At 76.3% G+C, this 24,596-nt stretch carries 2 protein-coding genes; both read right to left on the reverse strand.

Annotation, left to right across the window (positions count from 1 at the left end):
* Nucleotides 1-20: 20 nt before the first annotated feature.
* On the reverse strand, nt 21-2,927 hold the full coding sequence (locus EKG83_RS33065) for a helix-turn-helix transcriptional regulator (RefSeq protein ID WP_084717022.1): 2,907 nt from the start codon (nt 2,925-2,927) through the stop codon (nt 21-23).
* A 357-nt stretch (nt 2,928-3,284) separates the two neighbouring features.
* Nucleotides 3,285-24,512, reverse strand: a complete 21,228-nt coding sequence (locus EKG83_RS33070) for a type I polyketide synthase (protein ID WP_153278616.1) — start codon at nt 24,510-24,512, stop codon at nt 3,285-3,287.
* Nucleotides 24,513-24,596 lie beyond the last annotated feature (84 nt).

The following is a 24,596-nucleotide window of genomic DNA, read 5'->3' on the forward strand; positions in this document are numbered from 1 at the left end:
GTCGTGCTCGGTGTTCGGGCTCAGCGCCGCACGGCACCGCCGGTGGCGGGGCGGGCGGCCTGGCGCGGGTCGCGCACCGGGCGGTGGACCGGTGCGTGGCCGGGTGTGGGCCCCGGTGTCGTGGTCGCCGGCGCCGGGAACGTCGGCGCCTCCGCCACCCACATGTCCAGCGCGCCCATCGGGAGCCCGGTCGGCAGGTCGGTGCGCCTGCGCACCTTCAGCTTCCGGTAGACCCGGGTCAGGTGCTGCTCCACCGTGCTGACCGTGATGTAGAGCTTGCGGCTGATCTCCCGGTTGGTGTGCCCCAGCGCGGCCAGCGCCGCGACCCGCCGCTCGGCGGTGCTCAGCGTGGCCAGGTCGTCGGGCTCGTGCGCGGTCGCGGCGGCGGTACCGCTGTCGACCTCCGGTTCCTCCTCGCCGTCGACCTCGTCCAGGACCAGGCCGCGCGGCAGGAACTGGCGGCACAGCGACTCGGCGAAGCACGCCTCGGCCATCCGCACCGCCCGCTTGGCCACCACCTTGGCCGCGCCGAACTCGCCCAGCGCGTGGTGCGCGCTGCTGAGCACGGCCAGCGCCACCGACAGCTCCACCTGGTCGCCGCAGCCCTGGAACAGCGCCGCGGCCTCGCGCAGCATGGGCAGCCGCTGCTTGAGCTCGATGGACGACGACAGCACCCGCAGCGACACGCCGCGCACCCGCGGGGTGTCCGCGGTGGGCCGCTCCAGCTGCGCCAGCACCAGCTCACCCGCCCGGTCGACCCGGTTCAGCCGCAGGTACGCCTGCGCCAGGTCGGAGCGCCACGGCAGCAGCGCCGGCAGGTCCAGCTCCCAGTGCACGGCCAGCTCGCCGCACGCCTCGAAGTCGGCCAGGGCGGCGTGCGGCCGGTTCGCGGCCAGGTGCGCGTGGCCCCGGGCCCGCAGGTACACCGCCCAGTGCCAGGTGTTCTGCGCGGCCACCGGCACGCTGCGCTTGAGCTGCGCCTCGACCTCGTCGTGGCGGCCCATCGCCGAGGTGGCCAGCACCAGCGCCGCGAGCGGCGAGGCGATGGCCGGGCCCCAGTTGTGGGACGACAGCGTGGTGAGCGCGAGGCGGGCCTGGCGCTCGGCGGTGCCCAGGTCGCCCTCCAGCAGCGCGATGTGCGCCCGGACGTCGGCCAGCACCGCCTTCCAGGTGGCCACGCCGCCGGTGCCCATGTCCTCGCGCAGGGTGTCGCACCAGCGCTTGGCCCGCCCCACCTCGCCGCAGACCGCGAGGGTCAGCAGCGCGTACGCGGCGGCCTCGGGCGCGCTGTCGGGCGCCCAGCAGTTGCGGAGCACGCGCTCGGCGGCGGCCACCAGGTCCTCCTGGTGGTCCCGGGCCAGGGCCGCGCGCCGGTCGCCGGTCGCGGACGGCACGGCCGCGGCCACGGTCGGGTGCAGCCAGCGCGCCCAGTCCCGCAGCGCCCGGTGCTCGGTGGCGGACGGCGAGTTGGGGCTCTCCGCCGCGGCCTCCTCCAACCGCCGCAGCGTCTCCCTGGCCTCGCCGGTCCGGCCGAACCACAGCTGGTAGCGCAGCAGCGCCCGGCTCTCCCGCACGCCCAGCAGGCCGCGCTCGGACGCGTCCCGCAGTTCGGGCAGGTGCCGCGACACCACCGAGGGGGTGGCCCGCCACTGCACGGCGGCGAGCGCCGCGACGAGCGCGGCGCGCCCGGCCGCGTCGTCCTCGGGGCACGCGGTGCGCGCCAGCTTCAGGTACTCCACCGCCCGCTCCGGCCGGTGCTCGGCCAGCGCGGTGTCGGCGGCGTCGCGCAGCACGCCCACCGCCCACGGCGCGGCGGCGGCGCCCGCCGCGCTGAGGTGACCGGCGATGTCGGCGCTGGGCAGGCCCTCGGCGTAGAGCAGCCCGGCGGCGCGCTGGTGGGTGGTCGCCAGGTCGTCGGCGCCCACGTCGCCCAGCACCGCCGCCCGCACGGCCGGGTGGCGGAACCGGCCGTCGTCGAGCAGGCCGGTGTGGTTGAGGGCGGTCAGCACCTCGACCACCGAGGACGTCTTGCGGCCCAGCAGACGGCCCAGCAGCTCGGGCGTGGCGTTCTCGCCGAGCACGGCCACGGCGCGCACCACGTCGAGCATGCCGGGTTCCCAGCGGTGCAGGCAGGCCAGCACGGACTGGCGGAACGCCTCGCCGGTGACCACGCCGTCGGCGCGGTGGTCGGCCTCGATGAACGCGGCCGCCCGGTGGTCCTGCACCAGCGCCTTGACCAGCAGCGGGTTCCCGCCGGTCATCGCGTGGTAGGCCGGCGCCAGCGCGGTGGCGGTGCGCTGGTCCAGCTCCTCGGCGACGACGGCGGCCACGCCGCGCGGCGACAGCGGCGCCAGCCGCACGCCGGTGAACCACGGCATGCGGGTCAGCTCCGCCCGGAACAGGGTGTTGAGGTGCCGCGAGTGGTCGGACTCGGTCAGCACCACCATGATCCGGGTGCCGCTGAGCCTGCGCTGCAGGTAGAGCAGCGCCTGGAGGGTGCAGGCGTCGGCGTACTCCACGTCGTCGGCCACCAGCACCACGGGCTGCTCCCGGGCGATGTCGAACAGCGCCTCGCACGCCTCTCGGATGGCGTGCGGTTGCTGTCGGGCCGCCTGGTGCGGGTCCGCGTCGTCCTCCAGGCGCTCGGCGTCGAGCAGCCGGCCGAGCCGGGCGGTGGCCTCGGCGGAGAGCCCTGCCGCGAACTGGGCCAGCACACCTCCGCCCACGCCGCGCTCCGCCCGCGAGCACGCCGCGGTCAGCAGGAGGGCCCCGCCGGACGTCACGCGCTCGCCGAAGGCCCGCACCAGCGCGGTCTTGCCGCTCGCGCCGGGACCGCCGATGTGCACGACGTGGCCATTGCCCCCGGCTGTCCGGGTCAAAACGGTTGTTAATTGGTCGAGCACATGTTCGCGTTCGACGAGACTCATTGTTGGTTCCCCCAGGTTCAGCTGTTGCGCAGGCAGGACAGACACAACGCTGTGCAGTCGAATGGCGACCGGATGCGACCCTAACTCTAGATATACAACTGTACAAGACGCATGTGTACCACATTCGGGCACATTAAACGAAAGTTCATCATGTTTGCCCGAACGGTCGTTAACGCGCCAGTAGATACCGCCCCCCGGGGGCCTAATGAGACGGTCTGCGCCCGCATGCTTTCCCTTCCGGTCACCTCCACGCAACAGAGAGGAGCCGGCTGGTCACCTGCCTGATACGACGACGTCGCCCCGGTCAACCGTCAACTTCGGTTTACCGGGGCGACGTGGGTTTCGGACCCGAAACGGTCAGTCGGACGCCTCCAACTCCTCGTCGAGCAGGTCGAACAGCTCGTCGGCGGTCACCGACTCCAACGCGCCGGCGTCCTCGGCGACCTCCGCGGCACCCGCCAGGCGGGCCACCAGGGCCCGCAGCCGGGCCTCGACCCGGGCGCGCTCCTCCTCGCCGGGCGCCGCCGAGTCGAACAAGAATTCGAGCCTGTTCAGTTCCATTTCCAGGGACGGTGTGACTTCCGGCTCACCACCCAGCTCCGCGTGGAGCAGGTCGGCCACCGCGGCCGGCGTCGGGTGGTCGTAGACCAGCGTCGCCGACAACCGCACGTCCGCCACCTCGCCGAGCCGGTTGCGCAGCTCGACCGCGGCCAGCGAGTCGAAGCCCAGCTCCAGGAAGCCCTTGTCCGGGTCCACCGCGTGCGGCCCGTCGTGCCCGAGCACCCCGGCCACCAGCCCGCGCACCACGTCCAGCAGGTGCTTGCGCCGCTCGGCCGCGGGCAGCGCCGCGAGCCGGTCGGTCAGCGACTCGGTCGGCACCGCCGCGCCCACCTGCGCGGCCCGCCGGGTCGCGCCGCGGACCAGGGCCCGGAACACCGGCGGCACGACCTCCGCCGACGACCGCACCGCGGCCAGGTCCAGCCGCGCGGGCACCAGGTCCGCCCGGCCCGCGGCCACCGCCGCGTCGAACAGCGCCAGCCCGTCCGCCGGGTCGAGCGCCACCACGCCGGAGGCGGCCATGCGCTTGAGGTCGCGCTCGTCGAGCGCACCGGTCATGGCGCTGCCCACGCCGGTCCACAGGCCCCAGGCCAGCGACGTGCCCGGCAGCCCGAGCGCCCGGCGGTGCCGGACCAGGGCGTCGAGGAAGCCGTTGGCCGCGGCGTAGGCCGACTGCCCCGCGCCGCCGGTGACCGAGGCCAGCGAGGAGAACAGCACGAACGCGGTCAGGTCGGCGTCGCGGGTCAGCTCGTGCAGGTGCCACGCGGCCACGGCCTTGGGCCGCCACACCGCGTCCACCTGCTCGCGGGTCAGGTTGGCCAGCAGCGCGTCGTCGACCGCGCCCGCCGCGTGCACCACGGCGGACAGCGCGACGCCGTCGAGCAGCCGCTCCAGCGCCCGGCGGTCGGCCACGTCGCACGCTGCCACGTCCACCGACGCGCCGAGCGCGGTCAGCTCGGCCACCAGCTCCGCCACGCCCGGCGCGGCCGGACCGCGCCTGCCGGCCAGCAGCAGCCGCCGCACGCCGTGGCCGGTCACCAGGTGCCGGGCCACCGCCGCGCCGATGCCGCTCGTGCCGCCGGTCACCAGGACCGTGCCCCGGTCGGTGAACGCCGGCGCGCCCGTCGACGCGCCCGCCCGCACCAGCCTCGGCACGAACGCCCGCCCGCCGCGCACGGCCAGCTGCGGCTCGCCCGCGGTGAGCACCGCCGCCAGCGCCAGGTCCGACGCCGGGTCGCCGTCGGTGTCCACGATCGTCACCAGGCCCGGGTGCTCCACCTGCGCGGAGCGCAGCAGGCCCCACAGCGGGGACTGCGCCAGGCCCGGCACCGCGTCGTCGACGTCCACCGCGACCGCGCCGGTGGTCACGACCACCAGCCTGGTCCGGCCCAGCCGCTCGTCCAGGGTCCAGTGCCGCACCACCGACAGCAGCCGGTCGATCACCTCGCGGCCCGCGCCGACCGGGTCGCCGGCCGGCGTCTCCACCGGCAGCAGCACCGCGTCGGGCGCCTGCGCCCCGAGCGCGGCGGTCAGCGCGGCCAGGTCCGGGTAGGTCGGGTGGCCGGCGAACCGCGCCGTCGGGGCCACCGCCCCGAGCACGGCCAGCCGCGCCGGGGTGTCCGCCGCGCCGAGCACCGGCGTCCAGTCGAGCTGGAACAGCGCGTCGCGCGGCCCGGCGGCGGCGGGCCGCCCGGTCGGCAGCGGCCGCACGGTCAGCGCGCCCACCTCGGCCACCGGCCCGCCGACGGCGTCGGCCAGCGCGAAGGCGTAGGTGTCCGGCGCGGTGCGGGTCAGCCGGACGCGCAGCACGGACGCGCCGGTCGCGTGCAGCGCCACGTCCCGCCACGCGAACGGCACGCTCGTCCCGCCGTCGCCGTCGTCGACCAGGTCCACGGTGTGCAGCGCCGCGTCCAGCAGCGCCGGGTGCAGGCCGAACCGGCCCGCGTCCGCGCCCGCCTCCTCGGGCAGCACGACCTCGGCGAACACCTCGTCCCCGCGCCGCCAGGCCGCGCGCAGGCCCCGGAACACCGGGCCGTAGCCGTAGCCCTGGTCGGCCAGGGACTCGTAGCGGCCCTCCAGGTCCACCTCGACCGCGTCCGCGGGCGGCCACTCCGCCCGGTCGGCCGCGGCCGGCGGCGCGCCCGCGGCGAGCACGCCGGTGGCGTGCCGGGTCCACGGCGCGTCCTCGGCCTCGGCCCGCGAGTGCACGCTCAGGCTGCGCCTGCCGCGGTCGTCGGCGTTGCCCACGACCACCTGGAGCACCACGCCGCCGCGCTCGGGCAGCGGCAGCGGCGCCTCCAGGGTCAGCTCCCGCACCAGGTCGCAGCCGACCTGGTCGCCGGCGCGCACGGCCAGCTCCACGAACGCCGTGCCGGGCAGGATGACCTGGCCGGAGACGGCGTGGTCGGTCAGCCACGGGTGGGTGTGCAGCGACAGCCGGCCGGTGAGCACCGCGCCGTCGCCGTCGGCCAGCCCGACCACCGCGCCCAGCAGCGGGTGCCCGGCGCCGACCTGGCCCAGGCCCGTGACGTCGCCCGAGCCGACCACCGCGTCGAGCCAGAAGCGGCGGCGCTGGAACGGGTAGGTGGGCAGGTCGACCCGACGCGCGCCGGTGCCCGCGAACACCGCGTCCCAGTCGGGGGACGCGCCGCGGACGAACAGCGCGCCCAGCGCGGCGGCCACCGACCCGGTCTCCGGGCGGTCGGCGCGCAGCGCCGGCACCAGCAGCGCCTCGGCCGGGGCCAGCAGGCAGTCCCGGCCCATCGCGGTCAGCACCGCGTCCGGGCCCACCTCCAGGAACGTGGTGGCGCCGCGCGCCTCCAGCTCCCGGACGCCGTCGTGGAAGCGCACCGCGCCGCGCACGTGCCGCACCCAGTAGCCGGGGTCGGTCAGCTCGCCCGGCTCGGCGACCCGGCCGGTCACGTTGGACACCACCGGCGTGGTCGGCTCGGCGTACGCGACGGTCGCGGCGACCGCGCGGAACTCGTCGAGCACCGCCTCGGTGTGCGGCGAGTGGAACGCGTGCGACACGCGCAGCCTCCTGGTCTTGCGACCCTCGGCCTGCCAGCGGGCGACCAGCTCGTCGAGCACGGCCGCGTCACCGGAGACGACCACCGACGACGGGCCGTTGACCGCGGCCACGTCCACCCGGTCCTCGCGGCCGGCCAGCCACCGGCGCACCTGGTCCTCGGTGGCGATCACCGACACCATCGCGCCGTCCGGGCGCATCGACTGCATGAGCCGGCCGCGGGCGGCGACCAGCCGGCAGGCGTCGGCCAGGGGGAACACGCCGGCCACGTGCGCGGCGGCCAGCTCGCCGATGGAGTGCCCGGCCACGAAGTCCGGCCGGACGCCCCACGAGGCCAGCAGCCGGAACAGCGCCACCTCGAAGGCGAACAGGGCGGGCTGGCTGAACCTGGTCTGGTCCAGCAGCTCCTGGTCCCCGCCGAAGACCACGTCGGCCAGGGACGTGCCCAGCTCGGCGTCCATCAGCGCGCAGACCTCGTCGAACGCCTCGCGGAACACCGGCGAGGTCTCCCGCAGTTCGCGGCCCATGCCGACGCGCTGCGCGCCCTGGCCGGTGAACGTCACGGCGAGCTTGCCGGTGGTCTGCCGACCCCGGACCACGCCGGGGCCGTCGCCGTCGCGGGCCAGCGCGTCCAGCGCCGCCAGCACGGCCTCCCGGTCGCCGGGCACCACGGCCGCGCGGTGCTCCAGCGCCGCCCGGGTGGTGGCCGCCGACCACACCACGCCGGCCAGGTCGGCGGAGCCGGCGAGCACGTCGCGCAGCGCGGCCGCCCGGTCCCGCAGGGCCGACTCGGCGCGGGCCGAGAGCACCAGCGGGACCAGCGGCGACGCCTCGGCGGGCGCGGGTTCCGCCGCGACCTCGGGCGCCTGCTCGACGATGACGTGCGCGTTGGTGCCGCTGATGCCGAACGACGACACGCCGGCCCGGCGCGGGCGGTCCGCCGCGGGCCACTCGCGGGACTCGGTCAGCAGCTCCACGTTGCCCTCGGACCAGTCGACCTGCGGGGTCGGCTCGCCCACGTGCAGCGTCGCGGGCAGCACGCCGTTGCGCATCGCCATGACCATCTTGATCACGCCGGCGACACCCGCGGCGGCCTGCGCGTGACCGATGTTGGACTTGATCGAGCCCAGCCACAGCGGCTCGTCCCGGTCCTGGCCGTAGGTCGCCAGGACCGCCTGCGCCTCGATCGGGTCGCCCAGGCGGGTGCCCGTGCCGTGCGCCTCGACCGCGTCCACGTCGGACGGGCGGAGGCCCGCGTTGGCCAGGGCCTGCCGGATCACCCGCTGCTGGGACGGCCCGTTCGGCGCGGTCAGGCCGTTGGACGCGCCGTCCTGGTTGACCGCCGAGCCCTTGACCAGCGCCAGCACCGGGTGCCCGTGGCGCTGCGCGTCGGACAGCCGCTCCAGCACCAGGATGCCCACGCCCTCGGCCATGCCGGTGCCGTCGGCGTCCGCGGAGAACGACTTGGACCGGCCGTCGAGCGCGAGGCCGCGCTGGAGGCTGAAGTCCAGGAAGGTCTCCGGGGTGGCCATCACGCTCACGCCGCCCGCCAGGGCCAGCGTGCACTCGCCGCTGCGCAGCGCCTGCGCCGCGAGGTGCAGGGCGACCAGCGACGACGAGCAGGCCGTGTCGACCGACACCGCCGGGCCTTCGAGCCCCAGCACGTAGGACACGCGGCCGGACGCCACGCTGCCCATGCTGCCGTTGCCGACGTAGCCGGCCAGCTCGTCGGGCACCGAGGTCAGGCGGGTCGCGTAGTCATTGTACATCACGCCCGCGAACACGCCGGTGCGGCTGCCGCGCAGCGAGGTCGGGTCGATGCCCGCCCGCTCCAGCGCCTCCCAGGAGGTCTCCAGCAGCAGGCGCTGCTGCGGGTCCATCGCCACGGCCTCGCGCGGGCTGATGCCGAAGAACTCCGCGTCGAAGTCGGCGGCGTCGTGCAGGAAGCCGCCCTCCAGCGAGCAGGTCTTGCCGACCTTGCCCGGCTCCGGGTCGTACAGGGCGTCGAGGTCCCAGCCGCGGTCGGTCGGGAACGAGGTGATCCCGTCACCGCCCTCGGCCAGCAGCCGCCACAGCTGCTCGGGGGTGCGGACCTCGCCGGGGTAGCGGCAGCTCATCGCGACGATCGCGATCGGGTCGCCCGCCACGGCCGCGGTGGTCGTGGCGGTGACGGCCGGCGCGTCGTCGCCCAGCAGCTCCGACTTCAGCAGCGCGGCCAGCACCACCGGGTTCGGGTGGTCGAACACCAGCGTCGCGGGCAGCCGCAGGCCGGTGGCCGCGTTGAGCCGGTTGCGCAGCTCGACCGAGGCCAGCGAGTCGAAGCCCAGGTCGCGGAACGCCCGCTTCGGCTCGACCCGCTCGCCGCTGTCGTGGCCGAGCACCGCGGCCACGTGCGAGCGCACCAGGTCCAGCAGCACGCGGTCGCGGTCGCCGTCGGCCAGCGCCGCCAGCTCGCGCGCCAAGCCGGACCCGCCGGCGTCGTCGACCGGGCCGGACACCCGGCGGGCCGGGGGCCGGACCAGGCCGCGGAACAGCGCCGGGACCTCGCCCCGCGCCCGCAGCGCGGCCGCGTCCAGGTGCATCGGCACCAGCAGCGGTTCGTCCGAGGCCAGTGCGGCGTCGAACAGCGCCAGCCCTTCCTCGCTGGTCAGGCCCTTGACGCCGGACCGCGCCATGCGGGCGATGTCGACGTCCGACAGGTGCTGCGTCATGCCGCTGCGCTGCTGCCACAGGCCCCACGCCAGCGACACGCCCGGCAGGCCCTCGGCCCGCCGCGCCTGCACCAGGGCGTCCACGTAGACGTTGGCCGCCGCGTAGTTGCCCTGACCGCCGCCGTCGACCACGCCGGCCGCCGACGAGAAGACCACGAACGCCTTGAGGTCGCCGGTCAGCTCGTGCAGGTGCCGCGCGCCGTCGGCCTTGGGCCGCCACGCGGTGTCCACGCGCTCCGGGGTCAGGCCGGACACCACGCCGTCGTCCAGCGCGGCGGCGGTGTGCACCACGGCGGTGAGGCCGTCGACGCCCGCCAGCAGCGCCTCGACCGCGTCGCGGTCGGCCACGTCGCAGGCCACCACGTCCGCCGAGGCGCCCAGCCCGACCAGCTCGTCGCGCAGCTCGACCGCGCCCGGCGCGCCCAGGCCGCGGCGGCTGGTCAGCACCAGCCTCCGCACGCCCCGGGCCACCAGGTGCCGGGCCAGCAGCGCGCCCAGGCCGCCGGTGCCGCCGGTGACCAGCACGGTGTCGTCGGCGTCCCAGGTGAACGCCGCGCCGGCGGCGGCCCGCTCCAGCCGCGGCGCGAACACCTCCTCGCCGCGCACCGCGACCTCCGGCTCACCCGAGCCGAGCGCGACCAGCAGTTCCTCCCACGACACCGGCCACGAGTCGGTGTCCACCAGCACGAACCGGTCGGGGTTCTCCGACGCGGCGGCGCGCACCAGGCCGTGGACCGCGGCCACCGCCGGGTCGACCACCACGTCGCCGACGGGCGCGCCCTTGCGGGTGAGCACCACCAGGCGCGAGGCGGCGAACCGCTCGTCGGCCAGCCACTCCTTGACCACCGCCAGCACCTCGTCGACCGCCGCGCGCGGCGTCTTCGAGGACTTCACCGGCAGCACGACCCACTCCGGCACCTCGTCCAGCGAGGCCAGGTCGTCGACCTTCGGCACGTACTTGCCCAGGGCGTTGCCCAGCACGACCACGCGCCCGGTCGTCGGTTCCGCGGTCAGCGCGGTCCAGTCGAGGCGGAACAGCGCGTCGGGCAGGCCCGCGCCGGTCACCACGACCTCGCGGGACAGCAGGTTGTCCACCGCCGCCACGGGCGTGCCCGCCGCGTCGGCGACCCGGATCACCAGGCCGTCCGCGCCGACCGGGGTCAGCTTGACCCGCAGCGCGGCGGCGCCGGTGGCGAACAGCGAGACCCCGGTCCAGGAGAACGGCAGCTGCGGCGGCCGGTCGCCGTCGGCCTCCTGCTCCAGCACCAGCACCGGGTGCAGCGCGGCGTCGAGCAGCGCGGGGTGCAGGCCGTAGTCGGCCGCGTCCGCGCGCAGGTCCTCGGGCAGGACCACGTCGGCGTACAGGTCGCCGCCCAGGCGCCAGGCCGCCCGCAGGCCCCGGAACGCCGGGCCGTACTCGTAGCCGCGCCCGGCCAGCGCCTCGTACGCGCCGGCGAGGTCGACCGGCTGCGCGCCGGCCGGCGGCCACGCGGCCAGGCTGAAGTCGGGCGCGGCCGCACCGGCGGTCAGGAAGCCGGTGGCGTGCCGGGTCCACGGCGCGTCGTCGGCCGCGTCCTCCGGGCGGGAGTGCACGGTGACCGGGCGGCGGCCCGAGCCGTCGGGCGCCTCCACGCGCAGCTGCACGCGGACACCGCCCCGCTCGGGCAGCAGCAGCGGCGCCTCCAGGGTCAGCTCCTCCACCCGGTCGCAGCCGACCTGGTCACCGGCGCGCACGGCCAGCTCCACGAACGCGGTGCCGGGCAGCAGCGGCGTGCCGGACAGCGCGTGGTGGGCCAGCCACGGGTGGGTGTCCAGGGCGAGGCGGCCGGTCAGCAGCACCTCGTCCGCGCCCGCCACGGCGATGGCCGCGCCGAGCAGCGGGTGGTCGGCCGAACCCAGGCCGGCCGAGGACACGTCGCCGGCGGGACCGGTGGCGTCGAGCCAGTAGCGGCGGCGCTGGAACGCGTAGGTCGGCAGCGGGACCCGCCTCGGCGCGGCGGGCGCGAGCAGGCCGGTCCAGTCGACCGGCACGCCGCGCACCCACGCCTCGCCCAGCGAGAGCAGCACCCGCGCCAGGTCGCCGTCGTCGCGGCGCAGCGAGCCCACGGCCGCCACGTCGTGCCCGGACTCCTCGGCGGTCTCCTGGATGCCCATGGTCAGCACCGGGTGCGGGCTGCACTCGACGAACACCGTGTGACCGGTGTCGAGCAGCCTGCGCGTGGCACCGGCGAAGTCGACCGTCTCGCGCAGGTTGGTGTACCAGTACCCGGCGTCGAGACCGGCCGTGTCCAGGACGTCGCCGGTCACCGTGGAGCAGAACGGCACCGCCGAGGTGCGCGGCTCGATGCCAGCCAGCACCTCCAGCAAACGCTCGCGGATCGACTCCACGTGCGCGGAGTGCGAGGCGTAGTCCACCGCGATCCGCTTGACCCGCACGCCCTCCGCGGCCAGCTCGGCACCGAGCGCGTCCAACGCGCCCGGGTCGCCGGAGACCACGACCGAGCGGGTGCCGTTGACGGTGGCCAGGGACACGCCCTCGCCCAGCCGCCCGCGCACCTCGTCGGCGGGCAGCAGGACCGACATCATGCCGCCCTTGCCCGCCAGGTCCTCCGCGATCGCCAGGCTGCGCAACGCCACCACGGCCGCACCGTCCTGCACGGACAACGCGCCCGCCACGACCGCCGCCGCGATCTCGCCCTGCGAGTGGCCGATCACCGCGTCCGGCCGCACGCCGGCGGCCCGCCACACCTCGGCCAGCGACACCATGACGGCCCACAGCACCGGCTGCACCACGTCGACCCGGTCCAGCGACGGCGCACCGTCGACACCCCGGACCACGTCCAGCAGCTTCCAGTCCACGTAGGACTCAAGGGCCGCCGCGCACTCGGTCATGCGCTCGGCGAAGACCGGCGAGGACTCCAACAGCTCCACCGCCATGCCCGCCCACTGCGAGCCCTGACCGGGGAAGACGAACACCACCCGCGACTCGCCCAGGGCCACGCCCTCGACCGCGTTGGCCGGGGTCTCGCCGGCGGCCAGCGCCGCCGCGCCGGCCCGCAGCCGGTCCGCGTCCCCGATGACGATCGCGCGGTGCTCCAGCGCGGCGCGCGTGGTGGCCAGGGAGTGCGCCACGTCCACCGGCCGCAGGCCGGGGTGCGCGTCCAGGTGCGCCACGAGGTGGCCCGCCTGCTCGCGCACGGCGTCGCGGCCCCGGCCGGACAGCGGCCACGGCACCACCACGGGCTCCACCCCGGTCTCCACGGCTCCGGGTTCCACGCCCTCGGGCTCCGCGGGAGGGGCCTGCTCCAGCACGACGTGCGCGTTGGTGCCGCTGATGCCGAACGAGGACACGCCGGCCCGGCGCGGGCGGCCGGTCTCCGGCCACTCGCGGGCGTCGGCCAGCAGCTCCACGCTGCCCTCGGTCCAGTCGACCTGCGGGGTCGGCTCGCCCAGGTGCAGGGTCTTGGGCACCTGCCCGGCGCGCATCGCCATGACCATCTTGATCACGCCCGCGACACCGGCCGCGGCCTGCGTGTGGCCGATGTTCGACTTGATCGAGCCCAGCAGCAGCGGGGTCTCGCGGTCCTGGCCGTAGGTGGCCAGCAGGGCCTGCGCCTCGATCGGGTCGCCCAGCGGGGTGCCCGTGCCGTGCGCCTCGACCACGTCCACGTCGGCGGGCGAGAGGCCGCCCGCGGCCAGCGCCTGGCGGATCACCCGCTGCTGTGACGGGCCGTTCGGCGCGGTCAGGCCGTTGGACGCGCCGTCCTGGTTCACCGCGGAGCCGCGCACCAGCGCCAGCACCTCGTGGCCGTTGCGGCGCGCGTCGGACAGCCGCTCCAGCAGCACCAGGCCGATGCCCTCGCCCCAGCTCGCGCCGTCGGCGTCCGCGGAGAACGACTTCGACCGGCCGTCGGGCGCCAGGCCGCGCTGGAGGCTGAAGTCGGTGAACGTGTCGGGCTGCGCCATCACCGTGACACCGCCCGCCAGGGCCAGCGTGCACTCGCCCGACCGCAACGCCTGCGCGGCCAGGTGGATCGACACCAGCGACGAGGAGCACGCGGTGTCCACCGACATCGCCGGGCCCTCCAGGCCCAGCACGTAGGACACGCGGCCGGACAGGACGCTGGCGATGCTGCCGTTGCTCAGGTACCCGGCCAGGTCCTCCGGGACCTCCTTCAGCCGGCTGGCGTAGTCGTGGTACATCACGCCCGCGAACACGCCGGTCGGGCTGCCCTTGAGCGAGGTCGGGTCGATGCCCGCCCGCTCCAGGACCTCCCAGGAGGTCTCCAGCAGCAGGCGCTGCTGCGGGTCCATCGCCACGGCCTCGCGCGGGCTGATGCCGAAGAACTCCGCGTCGAAGTCCAGCGCGTCGTAGAGGAAGCCGCCCTCCACCGCGTAGGTCTTGCCCGGCTTGCCCGGCTCCGGGTCGTAGATCGTGCCCACGTCCCAGCCGCGGTCGGCCGGGAACTCGCCGATGGCGTCCACGCCGTCGGCCACCAGCCGCCACAGCTGCTCCGGCGTCGCCGCGCCGCCGGGGAAGCGGCAGGCCATCGCGACGATCGCGATCGGGTCGTCGTCGTCCACCCGGGCCACCGGCGCGGTGGTCACGGTCGCCGCCGAACCGGTCAGCGTGGTGGCGATGTGGCCGACCAGGGCGAGCGGGGTCGGGTAGTCGAACACCAGCGTGGCGGGCAGCCGCAGGCCGGTCGCGGCGTTGAGCCGGTTGCGCAGCTCCACCGCGGCCAGCGAGTCGAAGCCCAGTTCGCTGAACGCGCGCTTCGGCTCGACCTCGTTGCCGCTCTCGTGCCCGAGCACCGCGGCCACGTGCGAGCGCACCACGTCCAGCAGCACGCGGTCGCGCTCGGCCTCGGCGAGCCCGGCCAGCCTGCGCTGCAACGCCGACTGGTCCGCGGGCGCGGCCGCGGCACCGGCGGTCCGGCGGGCGGGCCGGACCAGGCCGCGGAACAGCGCGGGCAGCTCGTCGCCGCGCGAGCGCAGCGCGGCCAGGTCGAGCTTCATCGGCACGAGCAGCGGCTCGTCCAGGGCCAGGGCGGCGTCGAACAGCGCCAGGCCCTCGGCGCTGGGCAGGCCGACGATGCCGGAGCGCGCCATGCGCGCGATGTCCACTTCGGACAGGTGACCGGTCATGCCGCTGCGCTGGTCCCAGAAGCCCCACGCCAGCGACACGCCCGGCAGGCCCTCGGCGCGCCGCGCCTGGACCAGGGCGTCCACGTAGACGTTGGCCGCCGCGTAGTTGCCCTGGCCGGTGCCGTCGACCACGCCGGCCGCCGAGGAGAACACCACGAACGCCTTGAGGTCGCGGGTCAGCTCGTGCAGGTGCCGGGCGCCGTCGGCCTTGGGCCGCCACACCGCGTCCACCTGGTCGGTGGTCAGCGAGGACACCAGGCCGTCGTCGAGCAGGCCGGCGGTGTGGACCACGGCGCCGAGGTGCGGGATGCCGCCCAGCACCTCGGCGACCGCGTCGCGGTCGGCCACGTCGCAGGCCACCACGTCCACCGACGCGCCCAGCCCGGTCAGCTCGTCGCGCAGCTCGACCGCGCCCGGCGCGCCCAGGCCCCGGCGGGAGGTCAGCACGAGGTCGCGCACCCCGTGCGCGGTCACCAGGTGCCGGGCCAGCAGCGCGCCCAGGCCGCCCGTGCCGCCGGTGACGAGGACGGTGCCCTCCCAGGTGACCGGGTCGCCCTGCGCGGTCACCCGGGCGAGCCTGGGCACCAGCAGCGCACCGCCGCGCACCGCGACCTCGGGCTCGCCGAGGCCGAGCGCGGGCCGCACGTCGGCCGCCGGGTCGTCGAGGTCGAGCAGCACGAACCGGTCGGGGTTCTCCGCCTGCGCGGCCCGCACCAGGCCCCACACCGGGGCCACGGCCGAGTCGACCGCGGCGTCGCCGGCGGGCACCGCGCCCGTGGTGGTGAGCACCAGGCGGGCGGCGGCGAACCGCTCGTCGGCCAGCCAGTCCCGCACCACGGCCAGCACCGCGTCCACCGCGGACCGGGCGTCGTCGCCCGCCCCCACCGGCAGCACGACCCACTCCGGGACCTCGGCCAGCGAGGCCAGGCCACCGGCATCGAGCACGGTCACGCCGCCGGTCGCGGCGCCCGCCGCGGCGGGCACCCAGTCCACCCGGTAGAGCGAGTCGGGACCGGTGCCGCCGGCCAGGGCCTTGGCCGAGATGGGGCGGGTGACCAGCGCGTCGACCGTGGCGACCGGCGCACCGGTCGGGTCGGCCAGCACGAGGGAGACCGCGTCGCCGCCGGCCGGGGCCAGCTTGACGCGGACCGCGGTCGCGCCGGCCGCGTGCAGCGTCACGCCCGTCCAGGCGAACGGCAGGTCGATCAGGCCCTCGTCGGCGCCGCCCTCGCGGGTGCCGGAGGCGTGCAGCGCGGCGTCCAGCAGCGCCGGGTGCAGGCCGAAGCCCTCGGCGTCGGTGCCCTCGGGCAGCGCCACCTCGGCGAAGACCTCCTCGCCCGAGCGCCACGCGGCGCGCACGCCGCGGAACACCGGCCCGTAGGCGTAGCCGCCCGCGGCCAGCTCGTCGTACAGCGCGTCCACGTCGACCGGGGTGGCGCCGGCGGGCGGCCACTCGGCCAGGCCGGAAACCTCGGCCCGGGGCGCCCGGTCGAGGAAGCCGGTGGCGTGCCGCGTCCACGGCACGTCGGCGTCCTCGGGCCGGGAGTACACGCTCACCGGGCGCCGCCCGGCGTCGTCCGGCGCGCCGACCGCGACCTGGAGCACGACGGCCGCGCGGTCGGCCAGCACCAGCGGCGCCTCCAGGGTCAGCTCCTCGACCCGGTCGCAGCCGACCTGGTCGCCGGCCCGGATCGCCAGCTCCACGAACGCGGTGCCGGGCAGCAGGGTGGTGCCGGACGCGGCGTGGTCGGCCAGCCAGCGGTGGGTGTCCAGCGCGAGGCGGCCGGTGAACAGCACGCCGTCCGCCTCGGCCGTGGTCAGGGCCGCGCCCAGCAGCGGGTGCCCGGCCGCGCCGAGACCGGCCGCGGTGACGTCGCCGGGGCCCGCGGTGGTGGCGTCGAGCCAGAAGCGGCGGCGCTGGAACGCGTAGGTGGGCAGGTCGACCCGGCGCGGCGCGGCCGGGGCCAGCAGCCCCGCCCAGTCGACCGGGACGCCGCGCGCCCACGCCTCGCCCAGCGACAGCAGGACCCGGGTGGGGCCGCCGTCGTCGCGGCGCAGCGACCCGATGGCCACCGCGTCGCGGCCGGCCTCCTCGGCGGTCTCCTGGATGCCCATGTTGAGCACCGGGTGCGGGCTGCACTCGACGAACACCGAGTGCCCGCCGGCCAGCAGCGCGCGGGTCGCGCCCGCGAAGTCCACGGTCTCGCGCAGGTTGGTGTACCAGTACTCGGCGTCCAGGCCCGCGGTGTCGAGCACACCGCCGGTGACGGTGGAGAAGAACGGCACGGCCGAGGTGCGCGGGCTGATGCCCGACAGCACCTCAAGCAGGCGCTCGCGGATCGACTCCACGTGCGCGGAGTGCGAGGCGTAGTCCACCGCGATCCGCTTGACCCGCACGCCCTCGGCCGACAGCTCCGCGCCCAGCGCGTCGAGCCCCTCCGGGTCGCCGGAGACGACGACCGAGCGGGTGCCGTTGATCGTGGCGATCGACACGCCGTCGACCAGCCTGCCGCGCACCTCGTCGGCGGGCAGCAGGACCGACATCATGCCGCCCTTGCCCGCCAGGTCCTCGGCAATGGCGAGACTGCGCAGCGCCACCACGGCCGCGCCGTCCTGGACCGACAGCGCACCGGCGACGACCGCCGCCGCGATCTCGCCCTGCGAGTGACCGATCACCGCGTCCGGGCGGACGCCGTGCGCCTGCCAGAGCGCGGCGAGCGAGACCATGACGGCCCACAGCACCGGCTGCACCACGTCGACGCGCTCCAGCGACGGCGCGCCCTCCGCACCGCGCACCACGTCCAGCAGCTTCCAGTCCACGTAGGACTCAAGGGCCGCCGCGCACTCGGTCATGCGCTCGGCGAAGACCGGCGAGGACTCCAACAGCTCCACCGCCATGCCCGCCCACTGCGAACCCTGACCGGGGAACACAAAGACGGTGCGCGCTGCCCCGCCGGCGGCGCCCAGCACCGCAGTGGCCGGGGTCTCGCCGGCGGCCAGCGCCTCCAGGGCGGCCCGCAGCCGGTCGCGGTCGTCGCCCACCACGACCGCGCGGTGCTCCAGCACGGCGCGGGTGGTGACCAGCGAGTGCGCCACGTCCACCGGGCGCAGGTCCGGTTCGGCGGCCAGCCGCGCGGCGAGCTGCCCGGCCTGGTCGCGGACGGCCCGCTCGGTGCGGCCGGACAGCGCGAACGGCACCACCGCGGGCACCTCGCCCCCGGCGGCCACCGGCTCCGCGGCTGGTCCCTGCTCGACGATCACGTGCGCGTTGGTGCCCGAGATGCCGAAGGAGGAGACGCCGGCGCGGCGGGGGCGGCCGTGGTCGGGCCAGACCACCTCGCCGGTCAGCAGCTCGACGTTGCCCTCGGACCAGTCGACCTGCGGGGTGCGCTCGGTGACGTGCAGCGTCCTGGGCAGCACGCCGTTGCGCATGGCCATGACCATCTTGATCACGCCCGCGACACCGGCGGCGGCCTGGGTGTGGCCGATGTTGGACTTGATCGAGCCGAGCCAGAGCGGTTCGTCGCGGTCCTGGCCGTAGGTGGCCAGCAGGGCCTGGGCCTCGATCGGGTCGCCGAGGCGGGTGCCGGTGCCGTGCGCCTCGACCGCGTCGACCTCGGTGTGCGACAGGCCGGCCATGGACAGCGCCTGCCGGATCACCCGCTGCTGCGACGGGCCGTTGGGCGCGGTCAGGCCGTTGGACGCGCCGTCCTGGTTGATCGCGGAGCCGCGGACCACGGCGAGCACGTGGTGGCCGTTGCGCTGCGCGTCGGACAGCCGCTCCAGCACCAGGATGCCGATGCCCTCCGACCACGCGGTGCCGTCGGCGTTCGCGGAGAAGGACTTCGAGCGGCCGTCGAGCGCGAGGCCGCGCTGGAGGCTGAAGTCCAGGAACGTGTCGGGGGTGGCCATGACGGTCACGCCGCCGGCCAGGGCCAGCGAGCACTCCCCCGTGCGCAGCGCCTGCGCCGCGAGGTGGATCGACACCAGCGACGACGAGCACGCCGTGTCGACCGACACCGCCGGGCCCTCCAGCCCGAGCACGTAGGACACGCGGCCCGACGCCACCGACGCCAGCGACCCGTTGCCCAGGTACCCGGCCAGGTCCTCGGGGATCGAGCTGAGCCGCAGCGCGTAGTCGTGGTACATCACGCCCGCGAACACGCCGGTCGGGCTGCCCTTGAGCGAGGTCGGGTCGATGCCCGCCCGCTCCAGCGCCTCCCACGACACCTCCAGCAGCAGGCGCTGCTGCGGGTCCATCGCCTGCGCCTCGCGCGGGCTGATGCCGAAGAACTCCGCGTCGAAGTCCAACGCGTCGTGCAGGAAGCCGCCCTCGACCGAGTAGGTCTTGCCCGGCTTGCCCGGCTCCGGGTCGAACAGCCCGGCCACGTCCCAACCCCGGTCCTCGGGGAACCGCGTGATGCCGTCCACGCCCTCCGCGACCAGCCGCCACAGCTCCTCGGGCGTGGTCACCCCGCCCGGGTAGCGGCAGGCCATGCCGACGATCGCGATCGGCTCGTGGTCGGCCACGGCGACCGGGGCCCGGCGGGCGGGCGCGGCGGCGGCGGGCGCGGCGCCCAGCGCCTTCTCCCGGACGTGCCCGACCAGCGCGGCCGGGGTCGGGTAGTCGAACACCAGCGTGGCGGGCAGCCGCAGGCCGGTCGCGGCGTTGAGCCGGTTGCGCAGCTCCACCGCGGCCAGCGAGTCGAACCCGATCTCGCTGAACGCCCGCTTCGGCTCGATCGCCTCCGGGCTGTCGTGGCCCAGCACCGCGGCCACGTGCGTGCGGACCAGGTCCAGCAGCAGCGCGTCGCGGTCGGCCTCGGACAGGTCGGCCAGCCGCGAGGCCAGGGTGGCGCCGCCGGACGCGGCGTTGGCCGTGCCCGCGGTGCGCCTGCCCGCGACCGGGACCAGGCCGCGCAGCAGCGCGGGCACGCCGTCCACGCGGGCGCGCAGCGCGCCCAGGTCGACCCGCACCGGGGCCACCACGGGCTCGTCGGTGGTCAGGGCGCCGTCGAACAGCGCCAGGTTCTCCCCGGGCGTGAGGCCCGGCATGCCGGAGCGCTCGATGCGCTGGAGCGCGGCGGCGTCGAGGACCGAGCCCATGCCGCCGTCCCCGAGCCACAGGCCCCAGGTCAGCGCGGTCGCGGGCAGGCCCTCGGCACGCCGGCGCTCGGCCAGCGCGTTGAGGAACAGGTTGGCCGCGGCGTAGTTGCCCTGGCCGGGGTTGTCCAGCAGCGCGGCCAGCGACGAGTACAGCACGAAGGCGGTCAGCTCGCGGTCCCGCGTCAGCTCGTGCAGGTGCCACGCGGCATCGGTCTTGGGCTTGAGCACCGCGTCCAGGTGCTCCTCGGTCAACGTGCCCACCGTGCCGTCCGCGACCACACCGGCGGTGTGCACCACACCGGTCAGGTCCTCGATGCCGTCCAGCAGCGCCGCCACCGCGTCGCGGTCGGCCACGTCGCAGGCCACCACCTCGACGGCGGCACCCAGCCCGGTCAGCTCGTCGCGCAGCTCCGCCGCGCCCGGCGCGCCCAGGCCCCGGCGGGAGGTCAGCACCAGGCCGCGCACCCCGTGCGCGGTCACCAGGTGCCGCGCCACCAGCGCGCCCAGCCCGCCCGTGCCACCGGTGACCAGGACCGTGCCCGCGCCGTCCCACGGCGACGCGGCGCCCTCGGTGACCGGGATGCGCGCCAGCCTCGGCACGCTCACCTGCCCGCCGCGCACGGCCAGCTCCGGCTCCCCGGTGGCCACCGCGTCCAGCAGCCGCGCCGCGGACTCGGGCGCGCCGTCCAGGTCGACCAGGGTGAACCGGTCGGGGTTCTCCGCCTGCGCGGCCCGCACCAGGCCCCACACCGGGGTCTGCGCCAGGTCCGCGGCGACCGCGCCCCGGGTCACCACGGCCAGCCGCGAGGAGGCGAACCGCTCGTCGGCCAGCCAGGCGCGCACCCGCGCCAGCACCGAGCCCAGCACCGCGCGCACCGCAGCGGGCACGTCGTCGCCGGTCGCGCCGGGCACGGAGAAGATCACGACGTCGGGCACGGTCGCGCCACCGGCCAGCGACGCGCCCAACGCGTCCAGGTCGGCGAACGCGGCCACGCCCGGCAGGGCCGGGTCCGCGTCGCCGAGCACCGCGGCGCGGCCGATCCGGGCCGGTGCCACCGACCGCGAGGTCCACTCCAGCCGGAACAGCGACTCGTGGTGCTCGCGCCGGGCGGCCTCCAGCTGCTCGGCGGTCACCGCGCGGGAGACGAACGACCCGACCGCGGCGACGGGCGCGCCCAGCGGGTCGGTGATGGTCAGCGACACCGCGTCGGCGCCGGCCGGGGCGATCCGGACCCGCACCGCCGACGCGCCCGAGGCGTGCAGCACCACGTCGTTCCAGGCGAACGGGATGCGCACCTCGCCGTCCGGTCCGGGCGCGGTGCCCGCGGCGTCGATGGCGTGCAGCGAGGCGTCCAGGATCGCCGGGTGCAGGCCGAAGGACGCGGCGGCGGACGCGGCGCCCTCGGGCAGCGCGACCTCGGCGTAGACCTCGGCCGACGGGCCGGTGCCGCGCCGCCACACCTTGCGCAGGCCCTGGAACACCGGGCCGTAGCCGTAGCCCTGGGCGTTCAGCTCCTCGTAGACGTTGGTGACGTCGACGGGGGTGGTGCCGGCCGGCGGCCACTCCTCCAGGGAGTCGCCGGCCGGTGCGGGCGCGGCGGACAGCACGCCGCCCGCGTGCCGGGTCCACACCGCGTCACCCGCGGCGTTCTCCGGGCGGGAGTAGATCGCGACGGTGCGGCGCTGCCCGTCGTCCGGCGCGTCGACGACGACCTGGAGCACCACGCCGCCGCGCTCGGGCAGCACCAGCGGCGCCTCCAGCGCCAGCTCCTCCAGCAGGCCGCAGCCGACCTGGTCGCCGGCGCGCACGGCCAGTTCGACGAACGCGGTGCCGGGCAGCAGGACCGTGCCGGAGATGGTGTGGTCGGCCAGCCACGGGTGGGTGCGCAGCGACACCCGGCCGGTGAGCACGACACCCTCACCGCCCGCCAGGCCCACTACCGCGCCGACCAGCGGGTGGTCGGCGGCGAGCTGGCCGAGGTCGGCGGCGTCGGCGTGCCCGGCGTCGCCGGCCAGCCAGTAGCGCTTGCGCTGGAACGCGTACGGCGGCAGGTCCACCCGCTTGCCGCTGCCGGCGGGCAGCAGCGAGGTCCACCGGGCCGTCCCGCCGCGCACGTGCGCCAGGGCCAGCGCCGAGCGCACCTCGGCCACCTCGTCGCGGTCGCGGCGCAGCAGGGCGGCGAACGCGAAGTCGCCCTCCTCCAGGCAGTCCTGGGCCATGGCGGTCAGCACCGCGTCCGGGCCCAGCTCCAGGAACGTGGTGACGCCGCGCGCGGCCAGCTCGCGCACGCCGTCGCGGAACCGCACGGCCTCGCGGACGTGCCGCACCCAGTACTCCGGGGAGCACAGCTGCTCGGTGGTGGCGGGCAGGCCGGTCACGTTCGAGATCACCGGCACCCGCGGCGGCGAGTAGGTCATCACCTCGGCGACCCGGCGGAACTCGGCCAGCATCGGCTCCATCAGCACCGAGTGGAACGCGTGCGACACGCGCAGCCGCTTGGTCTTGAAACCCTTGGCCGCCAACGCCTCGGCGACCTCCAGCACGGCGTCCTCGACGCCCGAGATCACCACGGCGGACGGCCCGTTGACCGCCGCGAGGCCGACCTCGGCCTCCCGGCCGGCCAGCAGCGGCAGCACGTCGTCCTCGCCCGCGCGCACGGACACCATCGCGCCGCCGGTCGGCAGCGCCTGCATCAGCCGGCCCCGGGCGCCGACCAGCAGGGCCGCGTCCTCCAGGGTCAGCACGCCCGCGACGTGCGCGGCGGTCAGCTCGCCCAGCGAGTGGCCGGCCAGGTGGTCGGGGCGCAGGCCCCAGGACTCCACCAGCCGGAACAGGGCGGTCTCCACGGCGAACAGCGCGCTCTGCGCGTAGGCGGTCTGGTCGAGCAGCGCGGCGAGCTCCGAACCGGGCTCGGCGAACAGCACGTCGCCGAGCGGGTGCGGCAGTTGCAGGTCCAGGTAGCCGCACGCGGCGTCGAGCGCCCGCGCGAACACCGGGTACGCCTCGTACAGCTCGCGGCCCATGGCCAGTCGCTGGCTGCCCTGGCCGGTGAAGAGGAACGCCAGCTCGCCCGAACCGGCGGCGCCGCGCACCAGGTTGGCCGCCTCGCCGCCCTCGGCCAGCGCGGCCAGGCCGCGCAGCGCCGCGTCGCGGTCCTCGGCGAACACCACCGCGCGGTGCTCCAGCGCGGCCCGGCGGCCGGCGAGCTCGTGCGCGGTGTCGACCAGGTCGGCGTCACCGGCCAGGAACTCCGCCAGGCGGGCGGCCTGCTCGCGCAGCGCGGCCTCGCTGCGGCCGGACACCACCAGCGGCAGCGCGCCCGGCACGGGCACCTCGTCCACGCCACCGCCGACCAGCGACGGCGCGGGCTCCTCGATGATCACGTGCGCGTTGGTGCCGCTCACGCCGAACGACGACACCGCGCCGCGGCGCGGGCGGTCGAACGCCTCCCACGGCCGGGCCTCGGTCAGCAGCTCGACCCGGCCCGAGGACCAGTTGACGTGCGGGGTGGGCGCGTCCACGTGCAGGGTGCGCGGCAGCACGCGGTCGCGCATGGCGTACATGAGCTTGATGACGCCCGCGACGCCCGCGGCGGCCTGGCTGTGGCCGATGTTGGACTTGATCGAGCCCAGCCACAGCGGCCGGTCCCCGGGGCGGTCCTGCCCGTAGGTGGCGAGGATGGCCTGGGCCTCGATCGGGTCGCCCAGGCGGGTGCCGGTGCCGTGCGCCTCGACCGTGTCGACCTCGTGCGGCTCCAGCCCGGCGTTGGCCAGGGCCTGCCGGATCACCCGCTGCTGCGAGGGGCCGCTGGGCGCGGTCAGGCCGTTGGAGGCGCCGTCCTGGTTGATCGCGGTGCCCTTGACCACGCCGAGCACCCGGTGACCCTGGCGGATCGCGTCGGAGAGCCGCTCCACCACCAGCACGCCGACGCCCTCGGCCCAGCCGGTGCCGTCGGCGGCGGCCGCGAACGGCTTGCACACGCCGTCCGGCGCCAGGCCGCGCTGGGTGCTGAACGCGGTGAACGCGCCCGGGTGCACCATCACCGCCACACCACCGGCCAGCGCCATCGAGCACTCGCCGTCGCGCAGCGCCTGCACCGCCAGGTGCAGCGCCACCAGCGAACCCGAGCACGCCGTGTCCACCGAGACCGTGGGGCCCTCGAACCCGAACGAGTAGGCCAGCCGGCCCGACACCACGCTGGGCGCGTTGCCGGTCAGCAGGTAGCCGTCCAGCCCCTCGGGCGCCTGGTGCAGCCGGGGGCCGTACTCCTGCGGCTCGACACCGATGTAGACACCGGTCTGGCTGCCGCGCAGCGCCAGCGGGTCCACGCCCGCGTGCTCCAGCGCCTCCCAGGCGGTCTCCAGCACCAGCCGCTGCTGCGGGTCCATCGCCAGCGCCTCGCGCGGGCTGATGCCGAAGAAGTCCGCGTCGAACTGGGCGGCCTCGGTGAGGAAGCCGCCCTTGCGGACGTAGGACTTGCCGGGCTTGCCCGGGTCCGGGTCGAACAGCGCGTCCAGGTCCCAGCCGCGGTCGGTCGGGAAGTCGGAGATGACGTGACGGCCCTCCGCCACGACGCCCCACAGCCGCTCGGCGGTGTCGCTGCCGCCGGGGTAGCGGCAGCCGACGCCGACGATCGCGATCGGCTCGTCGTACCGGCCGCCCGCGGGCTTGGCCACCGCGACGGCCCTGGTGGCGCGCTCGCCCAGCAGCTCGCCGCGCGCGAACCGCGCCACGGCCAGCGGCGTGGGGTGGTCGAACACCAGCGTCACCGGCAGGTCCAGCCCCGTGACCAGGGTCAGCCTGCGGTGCAGCTCGACCGCCGCCAGCGAGTCGAAGCCGACCTCGCGGAAGGGCCTGCCCGGCTCCACCCGGTCGGGCGCGTCGGGCAGGGCCGCCTTCAGCACGGCGACGACCTGCTCGTGCACGAGGCCGAGCAGCACGCGTTCCTGCTCGGCCACCGGCAGGTCGAGCAGCCGCGCGCGCAGCGCGCTCGGGTCGGCGGGCTGGGGCGTGACGTTCTCGGGCTCGCTCATCCGCGCTCCACTGGTCGGGCTGGTCGATCGCTGGTCGAACTTCGGACACGGCACGTCCCGCGACCGGCGCGGTCGCGGGACGGC

The sequence above is a fragment of the Saccharothrix syringae genome (assembly GCF_009498035.1).
In the GTDB taxonomy this organism is placed as follows: Bacteria; Actinomycetota; Actinomycetes; order Mycobacteriales; family Pseudonocardiaceae; genus Actinosynnema; species Actinosynnema syringae.